This window comes from Pseudonocardia sp. Cha107L01 (assembly GCF_052566575.1).
Map to the genome: position 1 here is coordinate 6,798,522 of NZ_CP199579.1, position 26,553 is coordinate 6,825,074.

A 26,553-nucleotide genomic window follows, 5' to 3' on the forward strand; every position below is an offset into this window, starting at 1 on the left:
GTGAGCAACATGTGAGATTCGCGCACCGCGCGAACGGCCGGTGTGCGCAGCCACTCACACCGTGCTTTCATCAGCCTCACACGATGTCCTGGACAAGATCGCACAGTGGACATCAACTCAGGACGGCCCGCGCCCACCGAAGCGGGCCTCCCGCGATGAGGGAGCTGATCTCCCTGCTGAGCGGGGCCGGTCCGGCATGGACCTACCCCATGATGGGGCTCTTTGCGTTCCTCGAGTCCGCGGCGTTCGTGGGCCTGGTCATTCCCGGTGAGACCGCGATGCTGCTCGGTGGCGTGCTGGCGGGCAGCGGACAGGTGAGCCTCGCCGGCATGATTGCCGGGGGCGTCATCGGCGCCGTACTGGGCGACCTCGCGGGATACGGGACGGGCCGGCTCGCGGGGCCCACACTCCGGTCCGGCCGCCTCGGCCGGTGGGTCGGTGAAGACCGCTGGGACCGCGCCGAGAGCTTGCTGGAGCACCGAGGCGGCCCGGCCGTCTTCCTCGGGCGGTGGGTCGGGGTGCTCCGCGCGGTCGTCCCCGCAGCCGCCGGCGCGGTCAACATGCCCGCCAGGCGGTTCATGACCTGGAACGCCGCCGGCGGGGTGCTGTGGGCGAGCACCGTCATCGTGCTCGGCTACCTGGTGGGCTCATCGTGGCAACGGGCGCAGCACTGGCTCGGAGCCGGCGCGGTACTGGTGGGGGTGGTCACGGGGACGGCGACGATCGGGGTACTGGTGTTCCGACACATCCGCCGCAACCGGACCACACCGACGCCACCGAGCGGCCGCGGCCGGCCCGCCGGAGCACCCGCACCGGCCCTGCACCGCGATGTACTGATCGGCTCGCTGGTCGTTGCCGCGCTGGTCCTGGTCGTCGGTGAGCTGTCGGACAACGTCGTGGACGGCGAAGGCATCACCGCGATCGACGGCCCTGTGCTGAGCTGGGTACTGGGCCACCGCACGCCCGACCTGACCACGCTCATGGTCGTCGTCACCACCGTCGGCGGCACCGCGGTCGTCACCTCGGTCGCGCTCGTCACGACCACCGCCCTGGCCTGGCGCCGCCGCTGGTCCGAGGCCCTGCTGGTAGCGGGCACCACCCTCGGCGCCGGGCTCCTCATCGTCGTACTCAAACCGCTGGTCGGCCGGTCCCGGCCACCCCGGATCGACCAACTCATGCTGGAGACCAACCAGTCATTCCCGTCCGGCCACGCGTTGGCTTCCGCCGCGGTGCTGGGTGTACTCGCCCTCGTGCTGATCCCCCGGCGGCCGCGCCGAGTACCTCGGATACTCCTCGTCGCCATCGCGGCGGCGGCCGCCGCGATGATCGGCCTGAGCCGCCTCTACCTGGGCGTGCACTGGGCCAGTGACGTCGTCGGCGGCTGGCTCATCGGAGCAATGTGGTTGGCCGTCTGCCTCACCGCGGCCAGGGTTGCCGCGAAGCGTCGGCCGGCCGTCGCGCCGTCCCTTGATCCCCGCCCCACAGGTCGCCGGCGGGCAGCCGGTCGAGAGCGGCGTGCGAAGGCTTGAACCAGGGTTGGCAGCCGCGGGTAGGCAAAGGGCGCCGCGGTACAGCCAAGCTTGGGACTGCCGGTCAGTTGCGCGTCTTGTTATCGCGGCGGTCGCGCGGGAGCCTGCGCTGTGGACATACCGCGCAGTGACCGTGTTGTCGGGTTCCGGCTGCTCGGTCCGGTCTGCGCGGTCGACGCGACCGGAGCGGCTGTGGCGTTGGGGTCCCCGCGGCAGCGGGCTTTGCTCGCCGGCCTCCTTGTGGCAGAGCGGGCGCCGATCTCGGTCGCTCGGTTGATCGAGTTGCTGTGGGACCGCTATCCACCGCCGACCGCGGCCACGATGGTCCACACGGCCATCTCCGGCTTGCGAAATGCGCTCGAGCCGGGCCGCCGGAGCGGCGACGCCGGCCTGCTCGTGACCCGCGACGGTGGGTATGTGTTGCAGGTGTCGCCTGATGCGATCGACGCGGTGCGGTTCGAGCGGTTGCTGGGCGAGGGCCGTCGGGCGGCGGCGGCCCCGGAGCGTGCGCACCGCCTGCTGGTCGAGGCGTTGGATCTGTGGACCGGGCCCGCAATGACCGGGGTCGAGCAGGCGTTCGCTCGCGACGAGGCCGATCGGCTAGACAGTCTCCGCGAGCAGTGCGCCGAGCTCAAGGCCGAGGCTGACCTGCAATTAGGGCTTCACCACGAGGTGGCGCCGGAGCTCGAGGCCCTGGTCTCCCAGCACCCGCTCCGGGAATCGTTGTCAAGACTGCTGATGGTGGCGTTGTATCGGTGTGGCCGGCAATCCGAGGCACTCGCCGCGTACGCACATCTGCGACAGTCACTGGTGACAGAACTGGGAGTGGATCCAGAGCCGGAGACGCATCGCCTCGAGTTGGCGATGCTCCGGCAGAGCTCGGAACTCGACCGGGAGACCAGCCCGAGGACCCGCTCGGGGCGATCACACGCCACGCTCCCCGCTCCGATCAGCGAGTTCGTCGGTCGAGACCAGGAACAGGCCGAGGTGGCGACACTGCTCGCCCGGCAGCGTCTTATTACGCTCATCGGCCCGGGTGGCGCGGGCAAGACCAGGCTTGCGGTCGAGGTGGCCCAGCGGTTCACCGACCGCCATGTGGCAGGGGCGTTCTTCATCGACCTGACGCCCCTTGCGGCCGGGGCCCGGATCGAGGAGACGGTCGCGGCGGCCCTCGACGTCCGTGCGGAACCGGGGCAGGAACTGGGCAGGACGATCGCGGCGGCTCTCGATGGATGCGAGAGCGTGCTCGTGCTGGACAACTGCGAGCATGTCCTCGACGGCTGCGCTGCGCTGGTCGCGGCCGTTCTGGAACGGACCAGGCGGGTCCGTGTGTTGGCGACCAGTCGCGAGCTGCTCGGGGTGCTGGGCGAGCATCTCCACCCGGTAGGACCATTGTTCCTGGCCGCTCCGGATGCCCCGTGGGACCAGATCGCGGACTGCGAGGCTGTGCGGCTGTTTGCGAACCGGGCTGCTGCCGTCCGGCCAGGTTTCGCCGTCACACCGGACAACGCCGGACTCCTGCTGGACGTGTGCGCGCGTCTCGACGGGCTACCGCTCGCCCTCGAGCTCGCGGCGGCCCGTGCGGCCTCCATCCCGTTGCGCGAGCTCGCCGCCCGCCTCGACGACCGCTTCCGGTTGCTTGCCGCTGCCGCGCGACCGGCCGACTCCCGCCACCGCAGCCTGTCCGCCACGGTGCGGTGGAGCTACGACCTGCTGACCGGACCTGAGCGCACGCTGCTGGAGCAGATCGCGGTTTTCTCCTCGACCTTCGACCTGAGCGCAGCGCAAGCGCTGCTCGGTGGCGAGGGACCCTCGGCACGTGATGTCCTGCTAACGCTGTCCCGGCTCGTCGCGTGCTCCATGGTTCAACTCGAGGAAGAGCCGGACAGCGAGCCGCGCTATCGCCTGTTGGAGACCACCCGGCAGTTCGCCCGCGAGAAGGTAAGCGGCGCCGAGTTCGACCGGTGGCGGGCGCGGCACGCCCGCTACTACCTCTCGTTGGCTGAACTGGCCGGGCCGCGGTTGTTCCGTGCCGGTGCCGGGCCGTGGCTCGCCCGGCTGCACCGCGAGCGGGCGAATCTGCTCGCCGCGCTCGAGTGGGCGTTCGGACCGAACGGGGACCCCGATGTCGGGGCGCGGCTGGCCGGCTGTCTGTGGCACTACTGGGATCTGAGGGGGGCGCGGGGCGAAGGCCTGCACTGGATACATACCGCTCTCGACGCGGTCGGCACCGAACCCGCGGTCCGGCGGATGCCGCTGCTATCGGCCGGCGCACTGCTGCACATGGGCGGCGCCGAATTCGACGCCACTACCGAGCTCGCCGCCGAGTTGCTCGCCCTGGCGCGCGGGACCGGTCATCGCGCGTGGGAGGGCGATGCCCTGTCGCTGACCGCGACCACCGCGTGGGCGCAGGGACGGTTCGACCAGGCCCAGCAGCTCTACCAGGACGCCATCGCCGCCGCGCTGGCCGGTGGCGGCGTGTGGCGCGCCGCGATGGCTGAGGCTCAGCTCGCGCGATTGCACCGCGACCGCAACGAGCCCGACGCCGCCCGGGCCGCGGCACTGAGGTCGCTGGCCCACGCACAGCAGGTTGGTGAGGAGCTCGCCCACGGTCTCGCCTTCGATGTCCTCGCTTCGATCGAACATCGCTGGGGTTCCGCGGCCGAAGCCCGCCGACTGGTCGAAGAGGCGCTGGCGCACTACCGTCTCGTCGACTACCGCGAGGGCGAGGCGTCCGGCCTGCACCTCGTGGGACGCATTGCGTTGGGCGCCGGCGAACCCGAACGCGCTCACGTCGCATTCCAGCGCTCGCTGCGGCTGTGCCAGCAGATCGGCCACCGTGCCGGTACCGCCGCCGCCTTGGAGGGACTAGCGGATGCCACCGCCGCGGCCGGGGACACCACCACAACCGACGGCATCACCGCCGACCGACTCGAGGCCGACCGGTTGCGCGCCGCCGCGTCGGCACTGCGCGCCGAGATCGGAGTCCCGCGGTCCGTGGACAGTTAGCCGGCGATTAGTCCGGAATTAGTCGGCGTGACGACACTGCTCGTCATGACGACCCAGCCGACGATCGACATCCCCGGTGACGTGCTCAGGCCCGGCGACGCCGACTACGACTCCACCCGCGCCGTGTTCAACCGGATGATCGACCGGCGGCCCGCGGCCATCCTCCGATGCCACGGACCCGAGGACATCGCGCGCGGTATCGAATCCGCCCGCAAGCACGATCTCGTGATCGCGGTCCGCGGCGGCGGCCACAACGTCGCCGGCACCTCCGTGTGCGACGGCGGGATCATGCTTGATCTGTCGGCCCTGAAGAGCCTGCAGGTCGATCCGGACCGGCGCCTCGCCACGGCGGGCGCCGGGCTCCTGCTCGGCGAGCTCGACGGCGGCACCCAGCGCCACGGGCTGGCCACCCCACTCGGGGTGATGTCGGGCACCGGGATCGCCGGCCTCACACTCGGTGGTGGCCTCGGCTGGCTCAACGGCCGCCACGGACTCGCCTGCGACAACCTGATCAGCGCCGAGGTCGTCACCGCGGACAGCCGGATTCTCGCTGTCGGCCCGCACGAGCACCCGGACCTGCTGTGGGGCCTGCGCGGCGGCGGCGGCAACCTCGGTGTCGTCACCTCGTTCACCTACCGACTGCACCCCATCGGTTCCGTACTGGCCGGCGGGCTCGCCTACCCCTGGGCGGCCGCCCCAGACGTCTTGCGATTCCACCACGAGTTCATGGCCTCCGCCCCCGATGACCTCACCTCGGCCGTCTCACTCGGAGTGGGACCGTCCGGGAAGCCCGCGCTCTCGATCGCGGTGTGCTGGTGCGGCCCGCCCGACCAAGGCGAGGCCCTACTGCGACCGCTACGCGCCTTCGGGAACCCGATCGTCGACGACATCGCGTCGAGGCCCTACCTCGCCTGGCAGTCAGCACCGGACCCGGGCTTCCCGCTGGGTCGCCTGCACTACTGGAAGTCCGGCTATCTGCGCTACCTCACCGACGCCGCGATCGACACCCTGCTGGACGTGGTTACGCGGATGCCACCAGGTGCGAGCGGGATCGGGTTACAGGGGCTGCGCGGAGCCGCGAGCCGGATCGCGCCGGACGCAACAGCGTTCCCGCACCGCGCCCCGCAGGACGACCTACTCATCCTCGCCCAATGGGAGCACGACCGAGACTCCGCGAGCATCATCGCCTGGGCCCGTGACGCGTTCGCCGCGATGCGCCCGCACCTCGAGGACGCCGTCTACGTCAACAACCTGGGCGCCGAGGGCCCCGAACGGGTACTCGCCGCCTACCGCGGCAACCACAGCCGGTTGGCCGCGCTCAAGCACACCTACGACCCCACCAACGTGTTCCGGATGAACCAAAATGTCGCTCCGGCCGCGCTCGGGACGTGAACCACGTGATAGCCGCCAGCAGGTCATGAGGTAGATCGAGAACCGCACGGCGGGCCCCAGCCGAGCCAGGCGACACACGCGGCCCAGTCACGACTGGGCACCAGCCGTCCATCTCCAGCGCACGGCAAACACTCGACCAGCACCACCCCATCGGGGCGCCGCCGGTGCGCACCGGCGGGCACAATCGCCGGGTGCGTAGACGAATCGTCGGGGTTGCCACGCTCGTGGCCATGCTCGCTATCGGGCTGTTCGGCGTGCCCCTGGCCGCCACTGTGGCGAAGTACCTGTTCGACGACGAGCGCGGCGAGCTGGAACAGGTCGCCGACGTCGCCGCGGTGTCCTCCTCGATCGCACTGGCCCGGGGCGAACCCCCCACGCCCATGCCCCACACCGAGCAGGGCTCCGACCTTGGGCTCTACGACACCTCCGGCCATCGGATCTCCGGCAACGGCCCGCCCAGCGCCGACGACCCGACCCAGCGGGCACTCGCCGGCCACCACGTCTCCGAAGAGCACACCGACGAGAGCCTGGTCGCGCTGCCCATCTCGGCCAACGGCACAGTGCTCGGGGTGATCCGGGCGACCACCCCGTTCAGCGAGGTCTACCAGCGCGTCGGCGAAGCCTGGCTGGCGATGGCCGGCCTCGGGGTGATCGCCGTACTGCTGGTGTGGCTGGTTGCGCGCGCGCTCGCGGCGCGACTGATCCGGCCGCTGCAACAGCTCGCCACCGCGGCCGAGGCCCTCGGCGACGGCGACTTCAGCGCGCGGGCCGCACCGGCCGGCATCCCGGAGATCGACTCCGTGAGCACCGCACTGAACAGCACCGCGACGCGACTGGACGATCTGCTGGCCCGGGAGCGGGCCTTCTCCACCAACGCCTCACACCAGTTGCGCACCCCACTGACCGGCCTGCGCCTCGGACTGGAGGTGGCCATCGACACCCCCGGCCAGGATCTGCGCGCCGCCATCGGCACCGCGATCGAGGACACCGAGCGACTGCAGTCCACCATCGAGGACCTGCTCGAGCTCGCCCGCACGGTCACCCGCTCCAGAGAACTCGTCGATGTGCTCCCGCTGCTCACCGAGCTCCGGTTGGCGTGGCTGCGCCGGCCTGACACCGCACAGCGGCCGTTCCGGATCAACGCCACCACGAGTCCGGCGACCGCGCGCACGTCCACCGCCGCGCTGCGCCAGGTCCTCACCGTGCTGCTGGACAACGCCGCCCTGCACGGTGCTGGCACGGTCACCGTGACCGTCCGTGAGGCCGGCGAGGCACTCGCCATCGACGTCACCGACGAAGGCCCCGGGATCACTACCGCGCCGGCCCAGCTGTTTACCCGCCGCCCCTCGGGCACGGATGCCCCAGGGGCGAACGGCCACGGGACGAACCGACACGGCATCGGGCTAGCCCTGGCCAGAAGCCTTACCGAGGCAGAGGGCGGCCGCCTGCGCCTGAGCACCCTCACTCCCCCGACGTTCACCGTCCTGCTCCCGACCGCCCCGGGCGACCCCTCTCAGGCCGCCGGTTCCGAGAACGGGCTGGGCGTTGTTCTGGCCGGATGAGCTAGCTCAAGAGCGCCACACCCACTGCCGCGCTCGCCGTGGTGTCGGTCGCCCGTTCCTGGACGGGTGCCGCCGGCTCGCGTCCGCTGATGGCCACCCAAGCGCGTGCCACCTGCGCGTCCCAAACCAGGCCCCTACAACAAACGTAGAAGTTCTAGACTGGCGGTAGATACCAAGGCGTATGGGGGCCGGACGTGGCTGAGGACACCCACGAAGGGGCGCACCGCTGGGGCCGGCACGGCGCTGGGCAGGCGTCCGCCGGTTCTGACCGGGCACCACGGCGGCGGGCGGGTGAGTTGTCCGGGCTGGTGTTGGACGTGCTCCGCACCGCGGGTGAGGCACTGACGCCGGGTGAGGTGCAGCGGCGTTTGGCCGATGCCGGGTCGGGCCCGTTGGCTTACACCACGGTGGTGACGATCCTGTCCCGGCTGCACGCCCAAGGGCTGGCCGAGCGGTTTCGGACCGGCCGCGCTTACGCCTACCAAGCAATCAATGACCCGGCACGGCTCGCGGCGGGGCGGATGCGGCGAGTGTTGGACGGGGAGTCCGATCGTGACGCCGCGCTGGCTAGCTTCGTGGACACCCTCTCATCCCGCGACGAACATCTCCTGCGCGAACTCCTCGGCCCAGCTCTCGATACCGAACCGAACGGCTGACATGAACGCCGGCCGGGATGCGGTGACAGAACCCCGGCACTCCAAACCCGACCGGTAGCAGCGGAAGGCTTGTCATGCGTGTGGCCGTGTACCTGCCCCTGCTGGTACCCGTGTTGGCCGCCGTCTCGGCGCGCTGGTTGGCCGGACGGCTGCACCCGCGGGTGGGGACCTGGCTGCTGACCGCCACCGCGGTGGGACTGGCGTTGACGAGCGGGCTGGCGTTGACCGCACTGGCCGCCACGGCCGTCGGCCAGATACCGCTGGTGGGCGCCCTCGGCGATTGGTCGGTGGGGGTTCTACACCGTGATGATCCCGCGTCGCTGACACTGGCCATGACCGCTTGTGTGCTGTTGGTCCTCGCCTTGGCCGCGGCGGGGCGCGCGCTGATCCGACGCACCCGAGCCCTGATCAACGCGGCACGGACCGCCCGCCGGTTGCCGACGGAGATCCCGTTCGGCCGGGTGGTGGTGTTCGACGACCCGTGCCCGGACGCCTACGCCCTGCCGGGCGTACCTGGTCGGATCGTGGTGTCCACCGGCATGCTCGACGCCCTGAACACTCGGGAGCGCCAGGTACTACTCGCCCACGAACGCGCTCACCTGACCTGCGGGCATCACGTGTTTGTTGCCCTGGCTTATTTGGCCGCCGCGACCAATCCACTGCTGCGGCCGGTGGCCGCCGCAGTGGGTTACACCACCGAACGCTGGGCCGACGAATATGCCGCGAGCGCGGTCGGTGATCGCCGCCTTGTTGCCCGGACCATCGCTAAAGCGGCCCTGCTGACCAGCCGTCACCACAGCCCACCCGCGGGGGCGCTCGCCATCACCACAGGCTCGGCGGCGACCAAGCTGCGGGGCGCCGGACCGGTTCCCCGGCGCGTGGCGGCCCTGCTCGCCGCACCACCGCGGCGCCGGCGATTACTGTTGGCGCTGGCGCTGACCGTGCTCGCCCTGGCCGCCGCGTGCAGCATCGAGACCGTCCGCGACCTGGACGCCTTGTTCGATCTCGCCCGCATCGCCGCCTCGTAGCCCACTGCGATGCCGCAGGTCCTCGGTGCTGTTGCCGCCTTCGGCAGCGACTCACACCTTCCTCTCACACTATGCATCTACAAAAGGTGTAGAAATTTTATAAGAGGGTAGAAGCAGAGGCGTCAGATCACCGCCGCGCGCGTACTGCTCGCGTGGTGAACACGTCGGCCACACGGGCAGCGGGCGGGTGTTTGGCCCGATCGGAGTGGGGACATCGTGTATCTCTGGCAAGCCCTGACACCGCTGCACCTCGCCGCGTCCGCGGCGGGGGGTAGCCCGTTGGGCGCGGAGTTCTGGCTGTCCAGTTTGGGCACGCTCGGGGTGTTTCTGGTCCTGTTCGCCGAGACCGGTCTGCTGATCGGGGTGTTCCTGCCCGGTGACTCGCTGTTGTTCACCGCCGGAATGTTCTGCTCCACCACCGCGACCGGCACGGTGTCGAGCGGGGCGATGGGCGGGCTGCATCTGTCGTTGCCGTGGGTGCTGTTCGCGGCCATGGCCGGTGCTCTAACCGGAGCCCAGGCCGGCTTCGCGCTAGGTCGCCGTGGCGGGCGGGCCCTGCTGGCCCGCACAGGCAACCGCCACGTGCGCCGTGGGATAGCCCGCGCGGAAGAGCTCTTCTCCCGGTACGGATATGGCAAGGCGATCGTGCTGGGCCGGTTCATTCCGGTGGTGCGCACCGTGATCCACCCACTGGCCGGAGTGCTGACCGTGCCCGCCCGTACCTTCACCGCATGGCAAGTCGTCGGCGGGCTGGCGTGGTCTCTCAGCGTCACGCTGGCCGGATACGCGCTCGGCGCCAGCGTCCCGGGTGTCGAGGCCTATCTACTGCCGGCGATCGCGGTCGTGGTTTGCGTCCCGATGATCCCCGTCGGGCTGGAACTCTGGCGCGCCCACCGTCTCAGCGAGGCCAACAGTGAAGGTCGCCACCGCACCGCGGTCGGACGCGAAGGCCACCGCGTCACGGACCATCGCGGATCACAACCCGGGTAGCGGGCACCCTGGAGTGACCACCCACGCGGAGCGCGGTGTTTCGGATGAGGAAGCCACCGACCAGGGCGAACCGGGTCGCGATCCTCACAGCTGGCACGGCCGGGGGCATGCCGGCGCGGTCCGCGGACTCGCGCGGGCCTCGACGCGCTGGGCTTGGTCGCGTGTGGTCAGGAGGGTTGCCACATGTCGGTGATCGGGGTGGCGGTCTGGCTGTGCCCGGCATGGGGCAGCCGGTAGGCGTCCTCGATGGTTCGCAGCACGCTGTAATGGTCGATGTGTTGGTCGTAGTGGCCCGGCTTGACCATCGGCCCGGTGAAGATCGTGGCGATGTGGTTGTCGGTCGAGCCGGCGTCGTCCTCGTCCCAGGTGATGATCAGGAGGCTGTTGTGGGCCTGTATCCACCGCAGATAGGTATCGAGGTGGTCACGCAGCCAGGTGTCGCCGGTCGCGACGTCGCAGTCGTGCATGTCGTGGCAGAGATTGGGGATCACAAAGGAGACGGTGGGGAGCCGGGTGTAGTCGGGGCCGAACGCGGTGAACGGCTGAGCGACGTCGGCGAGCAGGTCGGGAAAGTTGGCCCACGGGTCGTGCTTGCGGGCATATCCGGTGCTGGTGCAGCCGGTGAATCCGGGCGCCGGTAGGTCTTCGGAGAATCCGGCGAAACTGTGTCCTCCTGCCGCGAGTAGTCCGGCGAGGTTGGGTCCAGCTAGGGTCAGCGGGCAATAGTCGCTGGTCAGGCCGAAAGTGTCCCCAGCGAACAGCGCCAGATAGTTCGGCTCGCTGGGGTGGGCGACGGCGTGGGAGTTGGTGAACAACGCGGCGCGTCCGACAAGGGCGTTGAAATACGGGGCCGAGGGGCTTCCCAGGATTTGGCTGTTGTCCTTGTTTTCCAGCACCAGCACCACCGTGTGCGCTGGGGTGGGAACCCCGGACGTCGGAGTGGGCGGGCCACCCGCCAGCGGCAGGCTCAGTGTCGGGGCACCACCCCCACAGCTGGCCACTGCACCCGCCGTGGCGGCGGCTAGCAGCGCGGCCACCACCGCGCGAACACAGCGCGCGGCGACGCGGACTGAGCCCGGCGCGGGTGGCTGCGCCTCGCCGTTGGTGTTCTCCTCCACCACGACCCACCCCCTACACACTTAACATCTACAACTGGTGTAGAAATACTACGGTGTCTGCAGAAGCCTGCCTCACCGATGCGGCTGGGATGGGCGTGTTGGAACCGGGGTGGCCACCTCGAGGGGGTTCGCCGCGCTCGCGGTCCCCCCGGCCCGAGCAGACCACTAACCGACCACCCGTCAGGCAGTAGTGGGTCACCGACAACATCAACCCGCCTGAGGACTCACCTATGACCGAACCATTTCGGCGAACACGCCGCGACCTGCTCCGGACCCTGACCGTCGGCGGCGGAGCCATCGCCGTGGCGACATTGCTCGAAGGGTGCGGCCTGGGACCGACGACACGGACCGTGACCCCCACGCCGCCTGGGCGCGGCGCGCTGATCATGATCATTCGCCATGGTGAGAAACCGCCAGCCTCCGGCCTGCCACAAGGAGTTGACGCGGCCGGCAACCCCGACGTCCACTCGCTGACCGCGCGGGGCTGGACACGAGCCGGCGCCTTGTTCGAAGTCTTCGCACCCCCAAACGGACTACCCCGCCCCGGCCTGGCCCGCCCCACCGCGATCTACGCCGCTGGAGGCACAGCCGGGGAAGGCCTACGGACGCGACAGACCGTCACTCCGCTCGCCGCCCGCCTCGACATACCCATCAACACCCGATTCAGCAAAGGCGACGAAACCGCGCTCGCCCAGGAAGTAGCTGGCCGTACCGAACCCACGCTGATCTGCTGGCAACACGGCGAACTGCCCGCCATCGCAACCGCACCACAAAACATCACTCCCACACCACCAACAGCCTGGCCGAACGATCGCTACGACCTGGTCTGGGTCCTGACCCCAGCCGCCGACGGCTGGTCATTCCACCAAATCCCCGAACTACTCCTCGACGGCGACAGCAACCAGTCGATCGCCTAGCCGGCAACCCGATCCGATCCCCACCCGAGCCACACAGATGCCGCCATCGTCGCTGCGATCCCGACGCGCGCTGCTCGCCCTGGCTCGGGCACCCGGAGCCGCTGTGAGGACCCGAAGCGGTAGGGAGCACCCATCGCGAACACTGCGCAGGACCGCTAACGTAGCGGTCCTACACTACGAGCGGCTAGCGACAGGCATCCTGTGTGCGCGATCGTGAGGACGTCATGCCCCAATGCTCGGCCGGTCACCAGCAACCTTTCTCATGCGAGAGTTGGCGCCGGAGATGTGGACAACGCTTCTGATTCCGCTCGCCGTCCTGGTCCTCGCCCTGCTACTCGAGCAGCTTGAATCCCACCTCGCCGGATCCGGCAGGCGGCAGGGCCAGATGGGCCCACGACGGCTCCGGGGCACCGATCTACCCTCCCAACCGGGGGCTAGACACGGCAGGCACCGCGCGGCCGCTCACTCTCCCGATGTGGCAGTGACCAGCGATGACCGTCGTCCGGCGGAATTTTGCGCAGCGGAGACCCTGGTCATCGTCACGGAGTCCGAGGACCCGGCGGTCGGGTCACGGTCGGCTCAGGCGGGCAATTCCCCGACGGCCCGTCCCGCTGGCCTCGGCCGGTGGACCGCGACCGCGGTGCGCGCCGGTCAGGCGGTCGCCGCGCTGTCGCGCCGGGCCGGGCGGGGTAGCGGCTCCATCATCGGTGGCCGGGTCACCCTGGCCCTCGATCCGTCCGCGCTGCGCCGGCTGGCGGCCGGTCGCCGGGTGGTGCTGGTCTCGGGCACCAACGGGAAGACCACCACCAGCCACATGCTCGCCGCCGCCCTGGGCAACCTCGGCGCGGTCGCACACAACGCCTCCGGCTCGAACATGGCCGACGGCGCCGTCGCCGCGCTGGCCGAGCGACCGGACGCGCCCTGGGCCGTCCTCGAGGTCGACGAGCTGCACCTGGCCTCGGTGGCCCGCCGCTGCCACCCCACCGCGATCGTGCTGCTCAACCTCACCCGCGACCAGCTGGACCGGGCCGCCGAGGTACGCCGCACCGCGGCCAGCATCGGCGCGGCCCTGGCCGAGCTGCCCGACACCGCGGTGTTCGCCAACGCCGACGACCCGATGACGGTATGGGCCGCCGACCACGCCACCGGCCCGGTGCACTGGGTCGCCGCCGGCTCGGAATGGCGGGCGGACTCGCTGACCTGCCCCCGCTGCGGGCGGCTACTCGTCGAGGCCACCGCGCACTGGAGCTGCGGCTGCGGGCTGGCCCGCCCACGCCCGACCTGGTGGCTCGACGGCGAGGCGGCCTGCCACGCCGAGTCGAGCACCCCGCTGTCACTGGGTCTACCCGGCGGGGTCAACCGCGCCAACGCACTGATGGCGCTCGCCGCCGCGCACCACGAACTGGTGCCACCGGCCCGCGCCGCTGACGCGATCGCCGAGCTGAGCCAGGTCGCCGGCCGCTACGCCGCCGTCACCCACGGACGGCACACCCTACGGCTGCTGCTGGCCAAAAACCCGGCCGGCTGGGCCGCCACCCTGTCCATGCTCGCCACCACACGCCCACTGGTCATCGCGGTCAACGCCCGAGAGGCCGACGGGCGCGACACCTCCTGGCTCTGGGACGTCGACTTCACCGCCCTGGGACGCCGCCCGATCGCGGCCAGCGGCGACCACGCCGCCGACGTCGGAATCAGACTCAGCTACGCCGACCTCGAACACCACACCGAAACCGACCCGCTCACCGCCCTGGACCACCTACCCGCCGGCGACGTCGACGTGGTCGCCAACTACACCGCCTTCTACGCCCTGCAACAACGGCTGGGCTCTCAGCACTGACCAGGCCATCACTGCTACCTGCCCCGAAGTCCCGCGCGAGCTCCTGCTGCGGCTCCAAGCCGTCGCCGCATCGTTCGTCAGCGGCCGGTTGCCGGTCCATCCGCACCGGAGCGGAACCGGAGGCGGCGCACTCTGGCCTCCCGCCACAGGCTCAGCGGCAGCACGATCACCACGGTGGTGGGCAGGACCCACCAGGCCGGGATCGACGTGGTGGAAACGCCGTAGGTGATGGCCAGTGCGACAACGACAGCGACAGCGACCCGCCAATCGTCACCGACGATGAAGTCGTACCAGAATTCCCCGAACGCCCTGAGCACCCGAATCATGACGCCATACCTCCGACGGTGGTCCCCGCCGTCGCGGACATCGCGGCCGCCCGGCGCAACAGCACGACCAATACGAGCGCGAACACCGCCACGGCAGGGACCACAGCCAGCAGCGCGGCGTCCGAGCCGGGCCACACGGCTCCGGCTCCCTCGGCACCCCAGAAGATCCCGAAGGAGGTCAGCATGATCCCCACGACAAACTTCATCGTGTTCTCCGGCACCCGAGCCAGCGGCGCACGGACAGCGACACCAGCAACGGCGACGACGACCACGGCGGCCAGTGCGGCGACCGAGGCAAGTGGGATGTTGCGCTGGTTGGCCCCGAACGTCAGAGCAATGAACGCGACCTCGAGACCCTCGAGCAGGACACCCTTGAACGAGAGAGTGAAGGAGTACCAGTCCGCAACAAATCCTCGACGTCCAGCCGGGGCGGCCTGGGCGGCAGCGAGCTCGGAAGCGAAGATCGCCTCCTCGTCGTGCCGGGCCTTCAGCCCACCGGCACGCAGGATCGCCTTGCGCAGCCACTGTAGACCGAAGATCAACAATAGCCCGCCGACAACCAGACGCAACCCACCCAATGGAATCGCCGTCACCGCTGGACCGAGAGCAGCCACGATCAACGCCAACACCGTGACCCCGGCGATGACACCGGAAATAGCCGAGCGCCAGTCCCGGCTCGTCCCGGCGGCAAGCACGATCGTCAGCGCCTCGACCGCCTCGACCACGCAGGCCAGGAACACCGCGATGAACAGCGCACCACTACTCACCATCGCCTACCTCTGTTGACCTCGCCCTCCGGTACTACAGTAAGTCTCTCTACCTGATTGCCCATCAGCGAGCCCGGCCAGAACGCGGGACAACACAGGGTGTACATCCTCCCGCGCAAGATTTCTCGTCGCTAGTTCCAACACACTCGACCGCATCGTTCGTTGCAGGATCGCGCGGACCGTCTGGCCGCCGTGGCGCAGGAAAGCACGATTCCACGGGCCACCTGATCACGCTTGTTCCGCCACCGTTCATTTCGAAGGGCAGGCGCCGAACCGGTACGTTGCGCGGCGGTCATCCGGGTCGGCCCGCCGACGAACGCCGAGCTGAAGGAGCTGCAGCACCGGGTGGAGGACGCACTGTCCGCCTGCCGGGCGGCCATGGCGGAGGGCATCGTGGCCAGTGGCGGGGCCGCGCTGGTGCGCGTGAGAGGGCGCTGGACGCGTTCCTCCGCCGCCGCACTCACGACCTCAAGAGGCCGTGCGCGGGATGTATTGCCTCACTACTGTAGTCGGTATACAGTATGGTGACCGGCCGTCACCTGGCGACCCCTAACTATGACATCGGCTGTCGCACACTTCCCACTCGGGAATCCCTTCACCGGCTCGCGACGCACTTTCGTGCGCGTCATAGCCATTCCTGTTTTCGAAACACGAGCCATTGTCGTGCTCGAGGCGCGGAGTCATTGCTGCGCTCGAAACGCGGGCCATCAGTGCGCTCGGAAAACGAAAGGCCTCAATGTTGAAGCCGCAACTCGTCGTCGGTGTAACGATCATCAGCGCTGTTCTCGCCGCCGGTTGTGCCGCCCCGGCCGCCCCCACCGCGCCCAACACCGCGCCCCGAGTCACCCTCACCACTCAGAAGACAATCAGCCTACCCGGCGTCGGCGGCCACGGTGATGTAGTTGTAGCCGATCCGAACGTGCACGCCATTTACATCGCGCAGAGCCCCGACAACAACGTCATCGTCGTCGACACGGGCACCAACACTGTCAAGGCCGTGGTAGCTCACATACCGTCGGCGAACGGCATCGCTTTCACCGACTCCTACCTGTTTGTCGCCGAAGCGCCCGCCGGTGCCGTCGCGGTCATCGCCAAGAGCAACTGGCAGGTCGTCGCCACGGTGTCCTCGGGTGGGAAGACACCGGACGCGGTGTACTTCGACTCGGCCGACAACAGTGTTTTCGTGGCCAACGACGACTCGAACAACATGGAGGAGATCTCCGCCTCGGCCCCCTTTGCCGTCCAGGGAACCCTCGCGCTCCAGCCCTCGCCCGCCAAGACCGGCCCGGATCTGGGGACATATTCACCTGCCGAGGACCGGATCTACCAGGCCGACGACAACGACGTGCTGGCCATCGATGCGAAGACCCGGACAATCCAGAAGGTCATTCCGCTACCCTTGACGGGCGGCGCGGCGGCCAAGGACATGTACTTCGACCAAGCCCATCACCTGCTGTGGATCGCGACCAGCGGCCCGCAGGCGTTCGCGCTCGACCCGGCCAGCGGCACGGTCGTGGACACGGTGAAGACCGCGTCCGGCGCCGACCAGATCGCCGGGGACCGTGAACGTGGGCTGCTGTTCCTCGGTGAAGGCAAGGCCGGCGTCCTGGGCGTCATCGACCTCGCCACACACCGCAACATCGCGGACCTCAAGACCGAACCGGACTTCCACACGCAGGACTACCTACCCAGCACCGATCTCGTCTACGCCTACCTGAACCACTCGAACACCATCGCCGTGGACAAGGTCAGCATCCAGTAACCGGACCCAGGCAATGGCTCGGGGCCTCGGGCTAAATCGCGGTGGTCGTGGTGGTCCGGTCGAGCGCGCTCCTTCTCCGATCACATGCGCGCCGACGGCAGGTCCACGCTGGGAGACGGAAGCCGCGTCCAAGGTTTCGGCGTTCCGCAAGACCCCAAGTCATCGCCGCGACCGTGACCCTCGGCGCCCGCGGTTACCTAGGGTGGGACGCGGCCCGCCCCCACATGGTCGCCACCCTGGCCCACGCGTTGACCGCGGCCACCGGCCAGCACCGAGGACACCCATCCACGACTCCTCACGAGTATCCGAGCGAACACCAGGTGCTGTTAACCGCGCGCCGGATGGCGCCGTCGCTGACCGACATCGACGACGGCGCCATCGACTTCCAGTTCCGGCACTCAGCACTCGCCGCGATCGTGCACGGACGCTGAAGGTTAGTAATACCAGCGGCGCCCGCCGACGCCGCGGCCTACCGACCCGAGCAGCAACAGCACCAAGCCGACTACGAGCAGGATGCTGCCGACGGTGTAGAGGATGGAGATACCGGTCAGCCAACCAATGATCAACAAGATGACGCCGAGAACGATCATTGTTCTCTCCCCAGATCGAAGGTTCCGCGCGAGGCTCGCGCGATATGCGGCAGAGGTTACAAACGCGACCCGCACAAAACGCAACAAACGGCGACGACGCGCCGACGGCCTCAGTCGGGACAAACGCGCACCACCTTCACTCTGACGGGGGCGTTGAATCCGTGCGGTAGCGGGCATCCCGCGACAACGGGCAACGACGTCCTTCGTCCCTACTTCTGGGGGGACGCGTGGTGATCACCGCGGTCCTTCAGACGGCCCTGACACACACCAGCACCCAGGTGTGTGTCAGGGCCGAACCCATCGCACATCGCACAGATGGACGCACCACCCGCCGACACGGCCGGCCGCCGTGACTGGTCCGGAAACCGACAAACTGGATGGCGCGCGCCCAGGCCGTGCCGGGCAGCCCGGGTCGGGCCAGACCGGGGCGCGCAGACTAGTCAGTCGCGAGGTCGGGCGGGGTCCCGTGCGGCGGCGAGCTCAGCGGGGCACTCCACAAGCTCCCCCGACAAGGTCGCTCGGGCCATCGTCCGGGCGGTCACACGCAACTAGTGCCTCGTCCCGGTCAGCCCCGAGACCTACCTCGGGCTCGCGGTCACCGCGCGATAGCCGAGAGTCTCAGGAAGGGGTGTCGGGCTCACGGTTCCGGGTATGCGGAGCTAGTGGAGCGTCGGGCTACTGCTCGTGGAACGTGCGCCGGACGCTTTCGCGGACGACATCGCGGAGTCGGCCGGTTCGTCGGTAGACAGCGCGTTGGACCTGTGCGCCGTTTCCACGTTGCGCCAGCACACGCTGGAGTTGAACGATCTCGGTGTAGTCACCGTTGGCCTCCAGCGCGTCGCGCACATGGGCGCAGAGATTCTCGAGCACGGCGAGGGCGGGAGCTGGCCGCCGCGTGGTCGGGTCGATGAGCTCTCCGGCCAGGCCGGAGCGCCCGGCGCGCCAGGCGGCGAGCTTGAGCACCTCTGTTCGGACCGGATCAGGCTCGCGGCCAGCTGCCCAGTCCGTGGCGGCGGTGTCCACGAGCGCCCGGACGAGGGCGGCGATCAGGACGGCGTCCTCGGAGTGCAGACATACGTCAGCTACCCGGACCTCAATGGTGGGATAACGCTGGGACAGCCGCGCGTCGAAGTAGACCATCGCGGTGTCGAGCACGGTCTCCGAGGCCACCATCTCGCGCACCGTGTCGTGGTAGGCCCGGGCCGATCCGAACAGGTCGTTGATTCCGGCGGAGGGCCAACGCGACCACACCTGTGAGCGGTAACTGCTGTACCGGGAATCCTCACCCTGCCAGAACGGCGAGTTGGCCGAGAGTGCGAGCAGCGGGGCGAGCCACGGTCGGATCCGGTCCAGCACCGCGACGCCTTCTTCGTCGGACTCGACGCCGACGTGGACGTGACAGCCGCAGGTGAGCTGCTCCTGGGCGGTCAACCCGAAGCGCCCCGCCAATCTTTCGTAACGGGGAGAGGGCGTGAGCTCCGCCTCGACCGGCAGCGGTGAGGTGCCCATGGCGGCGATCTCGACGCCGATCGAGCGGGCGGCGCAGGCCGCCGCCCGCCGTGCTGATCGGACCTGTTTCTCCAGTTCGTCGAGGGTCCGGCAGGGTCGAGTGCCGGTCTCAATCTGCTGCAACTGCAGCTCCGCCTCGACAGCGGTGAGGGACTTCTCGCTAGCCCCGAGCACCGCCGTCGCGATCGCCCGAGGTCTGCCGTCGGACGGGTCGACGAGTAGGAACTCCTCCTCGACGCCCACGGTGCGAAGTTCCATGGTGCGCCCACCCCTCGGTCCAGCCACCCGGCCGTGCCCGGGCTCCTGGCGCAGGCTTACCCCGATCGTCCAGTACTCACGCGGAGTAATGGTGTTGGCGATCATGCTCGTCACAGCAACGAGACCCCCAACGCGATGCAGCACGCACCGCGGAACTAGGGCGGCAAACAAGCGTTTGCACCATGACGGAACGGCTACACCCCTGCGAGCGGTGGAGCACGAACTGGCGTCGCCGATGCCAACTCGACCCGGCTAATGCAGGAGGACGCATGTTGCTCGGACGGAGCCGTCGGCGGTGAGCGGCACCGCATTGATCGTCGTTGACATGCTCAACCCCTATCAGCACCGCGACGCCGAGCTGCTCACGGCAAGCGTCGAAAAGATGGTCGAGCCGCTGGCGGACCTGATCTCCCGCGCTCACCGCGCAGACGGTGTCGAACTCATCTACGTCAACGACAACTACGGGGACTTCACGGCCGACCGTGACGACATCGTGCAGCGCGCACTCGACGGTGAGCGCAGCGATCTGGTGGCGCCCATCGTGCCCTCCGATGAATGCGTCTTCCTCACCAAGGTCCGCCACAGCGCCTTCTACAGCACTGCGCTGGACTACCTGCTGAGCAGGCGAGCCATCCGCCAAGTCATTCTCGCCGGACAGGTCACCGAGCAGTGCATCCTCTACAGCGCACTCGATGCCTACGTACGCCATTATTCGATCCGGGTCGCGCCGGACGCGGTCGCGCACATCGATCCCGATCTCGGCGCCGCCGCTTTACGGATGATGGAACAGAACATGCGGACCGAACTCACCCCGGCCCGGTACTGCCTCGAGTGAACGGTGCGCCGATTCGAGTTCCTGGCCAAGTCCTCAGGGGGTCAGTGCATTGGTGATTCGGTCGATGGTCGGCGGATCCGCCTGGCTCTGCGCCAGGACCTGCCTGAGCTTGCCGAGGTTGGGGTCGTCAGCGGGATAGGGGCGGTTCTGAGCGATCACTCGCGCCCACCGCTCGGGGTCGTCAACGTTGTTGGCTCGGAGCGTGGCGGCCATGTCCTGCACTGAGGACTCAGCGATCGAGGTCCTGGCCGCCGCGCCCGCCGGGCCGGGTGCCGCGCTGGGCGGCAGTTGGACGCCAGGCTGGTCCGAGCCTCCTCTCGCGCCCCCACCGCAGCCGACCACAAGCACGGCGAGCATGACCGCGACAAACCAGACACGGCCCGTCCAGTGTTCATCAGTCCAGCCTCCTCTTCGGCCTCATCACGCTTCCCACTTCGAGGCTCTGGTGGCGTCGCCCTGAATAGGCGGTACCCGAAGTCGCGACGGAGATCAAGATGACGGCCGCCGCGAGGTCTTACAGGGTCGCGTCGCTGGGCGGTCGAGGGTCGGTGGAGGTGGCATCGCTGGGCATCGCCGCGACCGTCTGTCGCAGCCTTCCGCGCGCTCGTCTCGTCACGGGGCATACCCGCAAATCTGGGGGTTGACGGTGGCGGGTACAGGTGTTAGAAAATGCGCCGTCAGAGAGAGTGAAGCATCGGAAGAGTGTCGCACGAGGCGACGCGACAGCAGTGGTGAACAACGGATTGTGGGAGGTTGAGGAACGGTCCGAAGGAAGCGGTCGACGGCGGTTCCGCGCCGCACGCCAGACTTCGGGCAGTTTATCCCTCCGAGTGGGCCGGCCCGGCCATTTCGCTGGGCCGGCCCCCTTTCCATTTTCACGCCTAATCGACGTATGTACATGGCGCGTGCACTATGCGAAATCCGCAGATGATGCTCCCTCCCCGGCACCGCAGCGCTGAGGGGCGTCCCGTCGTTCGCAGGCCGCTGACCTGGCGATCTGCACGAATCAGTGTCATCCTCACTCGGAACTACACCATCACCAAAAGACCGGATGTGACGGGTATCACAGTTCCGTTGACACTCCCTCGCCGGGGCTGTTAAAAATTCTCCTCGTAAGTACGAGCGGACAACGCGGAAGCGCCAGCACAACCAGGGCGCAAAGCTTAGGTCCGCAAGGGATCACAAGAGGTTGAGGAACGATCTAGATGGAGGTGATCACCGCGACGTATCGGTGTACATCGGAGTCAGGATCGCAGTCAAGAATAGTTTGATGTCCCCCTCTCGTGGGCCGGCCCGGCGATTATGCTGGGCCGGCCCCTTTCTTTATGCCGGGGCGTGACCTTCGGCCGAGACGGGTGAGGGCGGACGGTACGGGTGTAGACGGTGCCGTAGCCATGACCACCTAGGAACCGTTGAGCACCTTGGTCGTCCGCTGGGCGCCCCAACCGGGTGCCCGATTGCAGCGGTACGCGCCAGCCACTAGAACAGGACGGGTCGTTCCCCAGCGCGAACGCCGGAGTCCACCGGCGCTGTCTGCTTCGCTCTGCTAGAAAAGGCGCGACGTGGACACAAGCCGGGCCCGGTTCGTCCCCCGAGACGACTACCGGGCCCGGCTACCGCGTCCGCTTGGTCCGAAATGGCCTGAGCACGGGTAGCGCCCAGCTGGCCTCGGTGTTGGCCCCATGCCCGGCGGGTAACTCGACGACCTCCAGGGCAGGCGCGATGCCGACCCGGCCGCTCAGTCGGCCAGCAGCGTTGCCGCCGGGCCGCGCTACCGTCCGAGGTCGGGATCGTGTTCGAGCCCGCGATGCGCGTTATCGCCGCGTTGATGGGGGACGAGCGGAACCGGTGAGGGCAGTTGTTGGCCGAGAAGGGCTAGCCATGCGAACCTCGCTCTGGCCTATTCATAGGTCATGAGTCTGACTCACGATGAACACAGTGTGTCCGCGGCTGTGGCGATCCAGTCCGGCTGAGTTGATCACGCCATCGTCCGTGGACGGTGACCTGTCGTGGCGGGCCGCGGCTGGGAGGGCGGCCTGGGGAAACCGGTGGGGTGCTGGTCACGGGCATTGTTTTCGGTTTCGGTGATCAACCAACGGGCGACGTCGGCGATCTTCATGTTGGCGTCCTGGGACGCACGGACCAGTAGTCGGAAGGCCTGCAGTGCGGTCAGCCGGTCGCGCTGCATCAGGACGCCGTTGGCCTGGCCGAGCACGTCCCGGTTGACGAGCGCGGCGTTGAGATGATGTTCGCGGGTGGCCCCGGCGAGGGCAACCGCGCTGTGCTGGGCAAGCAGCTCCGCCACGATCTGCGCGTCTGGGGCGAAGGCGTCCGGTTGTGCTGCGTAGAGGTTGAGTGCGCCCAGGGTTTCTTGGCATACCGACAGCCGCAGCGACATCATGCTGCGCACTCCGCGCTCGAGGGCCGCAGCCGCGAAGCGCGGCCACGGTTGATCCGGCTCGGCGAGGTCAGTGACGCGGGCGGCGCGCTGTTGGCGGATCGCGCTCACGCACGGGCCTTCGCCGAAGTCGCTTTGCAGTTGGTCGAGCTCGACGACCAGATCGTGACTGGACGCCTCGAGGGTGACTCGTTTGCCCTGGATCAGACAGATCCCGGCCCATCTCGCGCCGGGGACCAGCTCGAGGGCGCCGTGAACGATCGCGCGTAGCGTGCCATCTCGGTTGTCTTCGATCCGCAGGCCTATGGCGAGCTCGCTCATCCGCTGAGCCAGCTCCCGCCCCAGGTACTCGATCATGACCTTCCTCCGGCGGGTCCGATAGTGGGCTGCGCGTGCGCTGACGTGCCCCAGGGTGGATGGGCGGCAGCGGCCAGCAGCTCGTGGGCCTGGATGGCGGTGAGGACGCGGCGCAACCAGGGAGCGGGGGCGACGAGGCGGAACTCGACGTTGTCGGCTTCAGCCCGCCGCAGTGCCCAGTGCACGGTGTGAATCCCGCCGGCGCCGCAGAAGGTGAGGCCGCTGAGGTCGAGCAAGAGGGTGTCCGGTCTCCGCGCCAGGCAGTGGCCGACGGCCTCCCGCACGGTGTTGGTGTTGGTCGTATCCATCTCGCCGACCAGGGCCAGGACCGTGTCGGCGCCGAGGCACATCGCAATCACCCGCAGTAGTGGCTCGGGCGGCGCCGATCGGTGCATCTCAAGGTCGGTCTCGCCGTCGGTGTTCCGCCGGACACGGGGGTTTCCCGAAGGTGCAGAGAACAGGCTGGTCATCGGCGCGGGCCTCTCATCCACAGGTGCGTTGACCCTCATCCACAGGTGCGTTGACCCACCGGCTGGCAGCGTAGGCCGACCTACAGATGTACGTCAATAAAAACGTGTGTCTAATCTCGCATATTTTGACTCGCGGGGTTAACATCGTGGCGATGGCTCACGCGGAAGAGCAAGGCGGCTGGACGCTCCTGACCGCGCACGGGCGTGCCTGGTGGCGATCGCCCAAGATCCGGACGCCAGGATGCGAGATCTGGCCGAGGTGGTCGGGGTTACCGAGCGCACCGTTCAGGCGATCGTGGCCGACCTCGAGACCGCGGGATACGTAACCCATACCCGGGTCGGGCGACGCAACCGCTACACAGTGCACCTGGACCGCCCATTCCGACACCCCGCCCAGAACGGACACCAGATCGGCCCGTTCTCGACCTACTCGGCCCACCTGCCACCGGGAACTGAGCATCCCCGCTCGCGGAAACCCAGGACTGGGTGAGCATTCGCCCTCGCCAACTCCCCCGCCGTCGATGACGCCGGCCGCACCTACGAGAAGACCATGCTCCCCGTTCCACCGAGGCGGCCGAGATGCTCGAACGCCGCGCGGAGTTCCAGCAGGAAGCCGATGCGCGACGAACCGCAGCGCGGTCTCAACGTCGAGGTTGCCGCGTTCGAGGTCATCAAGCGCAAGCGCAGCACTGTGCGGCCACCAGGTTGCAACAGCAGCGAGCAGTGAGAGCTTGAGATACTCCTTCCTAGTGAATATCTGCTGTAGCAACTGCAGCTATCTTGCCGCTGTGTGTCTAAGTGTGGATACTTTGTGGTGTCCGCGAGGCGCGGACGCGAAGGCGTCGCAGAGCCAGTGATGAGGAGGAGAAGTAGCGATGCTGATGCGTACTGACCCGTTCCGTGAGCTGGATCGGTTGTCTCAGCAGTTCTTCGGCACGAACGGCACCTCGACGCGTCCGGCGGTGATGCCGATGGACGCCTACCGCGACGGCGAGCGGTATGTGGTGCACTTCGACATCCCCGGGGTGGACCCCTCGAGCATTGATCTGGATGTGGAGCGCAACGTGCTCACGGTGCACGCCGAGCGCAAACCCCCGATCGGCGAGGGTGTGGACTACCAGGTCGCCGAGCGCCCGCGCGGGGTGTTCAGCCGCCAGTTGTTCCTCGGCGACACCCTCGACACCGATCGCATCGAGGCCTCTTACGACGCCGGGGTGTTGACGTTGCGCGTCCCGGTGATGGAGAAGGCCAAGCCCCGCAAGATCGAAATCGGGGGTGGCTCCGGAGCCACCGCCATCGACGCCTAACTCCCCGCCTCAGTTCCGCGTTCGTCGTCTGTGCCGGTGAGGTGATCACGGTGTACTCGACAACAGCACACAACCCGCGACCGGAATCCCAGGACGAGTTTCTCGACCCGGACTGGGTCGAGCAGCAGTTCGCCGCGATCGTGGCGGCCAACTGGCCCGAGCGGGAGCAACCCCGGCCATACCGCCGCCGGCCCCGGACCGCGACGCTGACCCAGCGGCGGCACCGGCGGGCACAGCCCCTCCTGCCTCGCCCCCGCCCACCGCGAGGGCGGGACCTGGTCTGGGCTGATCCGGCGGACCCGCCGCGTCGGGAGCGATCCCCTCCGGGCACGAGGCACAAGCCTGGCTTGCGCGCGCTCGCGCGCGGGCGGTGATGGTGCACAGGACGAAAGGATGGTGATGGGATAGGTATGACGAAACCGGCCGGCAGCCCTGGCAGCTCGTCCCGCACCTGTGAATGTTCCCCGCGCGAACCCCACACGCCGATGCCGCTCGGTGTGAGGCACCGCGCACCGCGCCGCTGTGGCGTAGCTACGGCGGGACCGGCCCAGGTCCTCACGCTCCCTGACTGAGCGATCTGAACCCAGGGCACGGCCACCAGGAGTTAACCAGCCCGAACAACACAATCAGCGTGTGTCTGCACGATCCCGGCCGGGCCGGCCGCCGACAGCTGGCCTGCCCGGCCGGGTCATTCCCGCCGCCCCTCGTCGCTATCGAGGGTGTTCAGCACGGTCGCGTCACGACGCGTGAGATCGAAAGGTCATGGTGATGGGTGAGTTGACCCGGTCGCCTCAGGGCCGCCACTACCCGCCGCGGCCCGGTCACCGCCGCCGAGAGCGTTGCGAAACCGTCGCGCGGTTGCTGAGCGACTATGCCGACGCGGTGTCGGTCGCGGTACGCGCCCTGGGCTTCGCCGTGCGCGCCATCCAACGCGCCCCCGGCCCTGACCTCGAGATGCGCCTGGGCGTGGGTCGCGGGCCCGACCCCGCTCTCGAGGGCGGCGCGTCCCAGGTGCCCGATCAGGTCGAGCTGGCCTGGGCGGAAGACACCGGGTGGTCAGTCACATATCCCGGATGGGACACCGTGCCCGGCCTGACACGCTATTTGCATCTCGACCTTGCCCCGTCCCCCGATGCGGTGGCCCAGTTCCTGGCCGCCGTGCTGTTGGACGAAGACAACGCCGGCATGCCCTACCCAGCCTCGTTCCGGTTGCGCAGCCAACCGCTGCGCCCGGTCCTGGACGCCCTGGCCCACCACACCACCCACCCTGACCGCCCCCGACCCTCGGCGCCCGCGCTCTCAACCACCCACGCGGTTGCCTGAGACAAGCCGCACCGAGGGAGAAAGGCCACCGGCGGTCATGGGCTTGAACAGCGTCTGGCTACAGACCCTGGGTGACGGATTGATCCGCGCCGATCAGATCGTCGGCGTGCACGCCCGCCGCACCCCCGCCATCACCGGCAAACCCTCCCACTGGCTGCTCAACGTCGTCCTACCGTTGAGCAGCGGCAGTGGACAGCCCGACACCTGGGTCACCAGCCCGCTACACCGCACCCTGATCCAAACCAGCCACGAACCCCTCGACGCCCCCGAACACCTCACCCGGCTCCTGGCCCAACTCGACGCCGTCAACGCCGCCGGCACGATCACCACCACCCTCAGCGACCTCGAACCCCCGCCCAGCGCCGCGGCCAAGACCGAACCTGCACGAGCTGCGCCGAACACCGTTGCCAGTACCACAGTGCGGTTCCAATTCACCCCGTTCCGCGGCACCGACCCCGGACACCACTACGACCCCGACTACCTCTAACCGGCCCGACCACCCCCGGGCAGGCGCCCTGCCGGACAGCCAACGACCAGCCCAGGTATGCACTGCACAGATCAAAGAAACTGGAGTACCTGCTATAGAATAAAGGCGACGGGGAGCGGAGGTGGG

The 26,553-nt window shown here is 68.6% G+C and carries 23 protein-coding genes; 15 read left to right on the forward strand and 8 right to left on the reverse strand.

Annotation, left to right across the window (positions count from 1 at the left end):
- The first annotated feature begins 155 nt into the window (after positions 1-155).
- From ACTXG6_RS31995 to ACTXG6_RS32025, 7 genes are all read left to right on the forward strand, one after another.
- Complete coding sequence (locus ACTXG6_RS31995) at positions 156-1,529, forward strand: bifunctional DedA family/phosphatase PAP2 family protein (protein ID WP_445183137.1); 1,374 nt, start codon at positions 156-158, stop codon at positions 1,527-1,529.
- Between the two features lie 273 nt (positions 1,530-1,802).
- Positions 1,803-4,538 (forward strand): ATP-binding protein, encoded by a 2,736-nt coding sequence (locus tag ACTXG6_RS32000; protein WP_445183138.1) that lies wholly within the window; start codon positions 1,803-1,805, stop codon positions 4,536-4,538.
- A 27-nt stretch (positions 4,539-4,565) separates the two neighbouring features.
- The gene (locus tag ACTXG6_RS32005) at positions 4,566-5,930 is read left to right on the forward strand and encodes an FAD-binding oxidoreductase (RefSeq protein ID WP_445183139.1); all 1,365 of its coding nucleotides are present in this window, start codon (positions 4,566-4,568) and stop codon (positions 5,928-5,930) included.
- Positions 5,931-6,121: 191 nt separating this feature from the next.
- Positions 6,122-7,492 (forward strand): sensor histidine kinase, encoded by a 1,371-nt coding sequence (locus ACTXG6_RS32010; RefSeq protein WP_445183140.1) that lies wholly within the window; start codon positions 6,122-6,124, stop codon positions 7,490-7,492.
- Positions 7,493-7,686: 194 nt separating this feature from the next.
- Entirely contained in the window at positions 7,687-8,148 is a 462-nt protein-coding gene (locus ACTXG6_RS32015; protein ID WP_445183141.1) for a BlaI/MecI/CopY family transcriptional regulator, read from the forward strand.
- Positions 8,149-8,222: 74 nt separating this feature from the next.
- Positions 8,223-9,176: a M56 family metallopeptidase gene (locus ACTXG6_RS32020; protein ID WP_445183142.1), complete on the forward strand. Its 954-nt coding sequence runs from the start codon at positions 8,223-8,225 to the stop codon at positions 9,174-9,176.
- 216 nt (positions 9,177-9,392) lie between these two features.
- Positions 9,393-10,166, forward strand: a complete 774-nt coding sequence (locus ACTXG6_RS32025; protein ID WP_445183143.1) for a DedA family protein — start codon at positions 9,393-9,395, stop codon at positions 10,164-10,166.
- Positions 10,167-10,333: 167 nt separating this feature from the next.
- On the opposite strand, the gene ACTXG6_RS32030 is transcribed toward ACTXG6_RS32025, so the two are convergent.
- Positions 10,334-11,071 carry an alkaline phosphatase family protein gene (locus ACTXG6_RS32030; protein WP_445183144.1) on the reverse strand — a complete coding sequence of 246 codons (738 nt, stop codon included), beginning with the start codon at positions 11,069-11,071 and terminating at the stop codon, positions 10,334-10,336.
- Positions 11,072-11,634: 563 nt separating this feature from the next.
- Here ACTXG6_RS32030 and ACTXG6_RS32035 point away from each other — a divergent pair.
- On the forward strand, positions 11,635-12,201 hold the full coding sequence (locus ACTXG6_RS32035) for a hypothetical protein (protein ID WP_445183145.1): 567 nt from the start codon (positions 11,635-11,637) through the stop codon (positions 12,199-12,201).
- Between the two features lie 481 nt (positions 12,202-12,682).
- Positions 12,683-14,038 (forward strand): MurT ligase domain-containing protein, encoded by a 1,356-nt coding sequence (locus tag ACTXG6_RS32040; RefSeq protein ID WP_445183146.1) that lies wholly within the window; start codon positions 12,683-12,685, stop codon positions 14,036-14,038.
- 77 nt (positions 14,039-14,115) lie between these two features.
- On the opposite strand, the gene ACTXG6_RS32045 is transcribed toward ACTXG6_RS32040, so the two are convergent.
- Together ACTXG6_RS32045 and ACTXG6_RS32050 are read right to left on the reverse strand one after the other, a co-directional pair.
- Positions 14,116-14,364: a hypothetical protein gene (locus ACTXG6_RS32045; protein WP_445183147.1), complete on the reverse strand. Its 249-nt coding sequence runs from the start codon at positions 14,362-14,364 to the stop codon at positions 14,116-14,118.
- Positions 14,361-15,134 carry a COG4280 domain-containing protein gene (locus ACTXG6_RS32050; protein WP_445183148.1) on the reverse strand — a complete coding sequence of 258 codons (774 nt, stop codon included), beginning with the start codon at positions 15,132-15,134 and terminating at the stop codon, positions 14,361-14,363. Before ACTXG6_RS32050 ends, ACTXG6_RS32045 begins: the two co-directional genes overlap by 4 nt.
- A gap of 733 nt (positions 15,135-15,867) precedes the next feature.
- Between ACTXG6_RS32050 and ACTXG6_RS32055 the strand changes: the two genes are divergently transcribed.
- Positions 15,868-16,893: a hypothetical protein gene (locus ACTXG6_RS32055; RefSeq protein ID WP_445183149.1), complete on the forward strand. Its 1,026-nt coding sequence runs from the start codon at positions 15,868-15,870 to the stop codon at positions 16,891-16,893.
- Between the two features lie 434 nt (positions 16,894-17,327).
- Here the strand turns inward: ACTXG6_RS32055 and ACTXG6_RS32060 are convergent, their stop codons facing one another.
- Both ACTXG6_RS32060 and ACTXG6_RS32065 read right to left on the reverse strand, forming a co-directional pair.
- On the reverse strand, positions 17,328-17,483 hold the full coding sequence (locus ACTXG6_RS32060; RefSeq protein WP_445183150.1) for a DUF6131 family protein: 156 nt from the start codon (positions 17,481-17,483) through the stop codon (positions 17,328-17,330).
- A gap of 675 nt (positions 17,484-18,158) precedes the next feature.
- On the reverse strand, positions 18,159-19,355 hold the full coding sequence (locus ACTXG6_RS32065) for a carboxylate-amine ligase (RefSeq protein WP_445190147.1): 1,197 nt from the start codon (positions 19,353-19,355) through the stop codon (positions 18,159-18,161).
- Between the two features lie 190 nt (positions 19,356-19,545).
- Between ACTXG6_RS32065 and ACTXG6_RS32070 the strand changes: the two genes are divergently transcribed.
- On the forward strand, positions 19,546-20,085 hold the full coding sequence (locus ACTXG6_RS32070) for a cysteine hydrolase family protein (RefSeq protein ID WP_445183151.1): 540 nt from the start codon (positions 19,546-19,548) through the stop codon (positions 20,083-20,085).
- Between the two features lie 33 nt (positions 20,086-20,118).
- On the opposite strand, the gene ACTXG6_RS32075 is transcribed toward ACTXG6_RS32070, so the two are convergent.
- The 3 genes from ACTXG6_RS32075 to ACTXG6_RS32085 all read right to left on the reverse strand — a co-directional run bounded on the left by ACTXG6_RS32075 (position 20,119) and on the right by ACTXG6_RS32085 (position 23,235).
- The gene (locus ACTXG6_RS32075) at positions 20,119-20,307 is read right to left on the reverse strand and encodes a hypothetical protein (RefSeq protein ID WP_445183152.1); all 189 of its coding nucleotides are present in this window, start codon (positions 20,305-20,307) and stop codon (positions 20,119-20,121) included.
- Positions 20,308-22,063: 1,756 nt separating this feature from the next.
- Positions 22,064-22,840 (reverse strand): GAF and ANTAR domain-containing protein, encoded by a 777-nt coding sequence (locus ACTXG6_RS32080; RefSeq protein ID WP_445183153.1) that lies wholly within the window; start codon positions 22,838-22,840, stop codon positions 22,064-22,066.
- Positions 22,837-23,235, reverse strand: coding sequence for an STAS domain-containing protein (locus ACTXG6_RS32085; RefSeq protein ID WP_445183154.1), 399 nt, complete (start codon positions 23,233-23,235; stop codon positions 22,837-22,839). The genes ACTXG6_RS32080 and ACTXG6_RS32085 overlap by 4 nt, the downstream gene beginning before the upstream one ends.
- 316 nt (positions 23,236-23,551) lie before the next feature.
- On the opposite strand from ACTXG6_RS32085, the gene ACTXG6_RS32090 reads away from it, so the two are divergent.
- From ACTXG6_RS32090 to ACTXG6_RS32105, 4 genes are all read left to right on the forward strand, one after another.
- On the forward strand, positions 23,552-23,800 hold the full coding sequence (locus ACTXG6_RS32090; protein ID WP_445183155.1) for a helix-turn-helix transcriptional regulator: 249 nt from the start codon (positions 23,552-23,554) through the stop codon (positions 23,798-23,800).
- Positions 23,801-24,185: 385 nt separating this feature from the next.
- Positions 24,186-24,617: an Hsp20/alpha crystallin family protein gene (locus ACTXG6_RS32095; protein ID WP_445183156.1), complete on the forward strand. Its 432-nt coding sequence runs from the start codon at positions 24,186-24,188 to the stop codon at positions 24,615-24,617.
- Positions 24,618-25,475: 858 nt separating this feature from the next.
- Positions 25,476-25,940, forward strand: coding sequence for a DUF6292 family protein (locus tag ACTXG6_RS32100; RefSeq protein WP_445183157.1), 465 nt, complete (start codon positions 25,476-25,478; stop codon positions 25,938-25,940).
- A 37-nt stretch (positions 25,941-25,977) separates the two neighbouring features.
- Positions 25,978-26,427, forward strand: coding sequence for a hypothetical protein (locus tag ACTXG6_RS32105; RefSeq protein ID WP_445183158.1), 450 nt, complete (start codon positions 25,978-25,980; stop codon positions 26,425-26,427).
- The last annotated feature ends 126 nt before the right edge of the window (positions 26,428-26,553 follow it).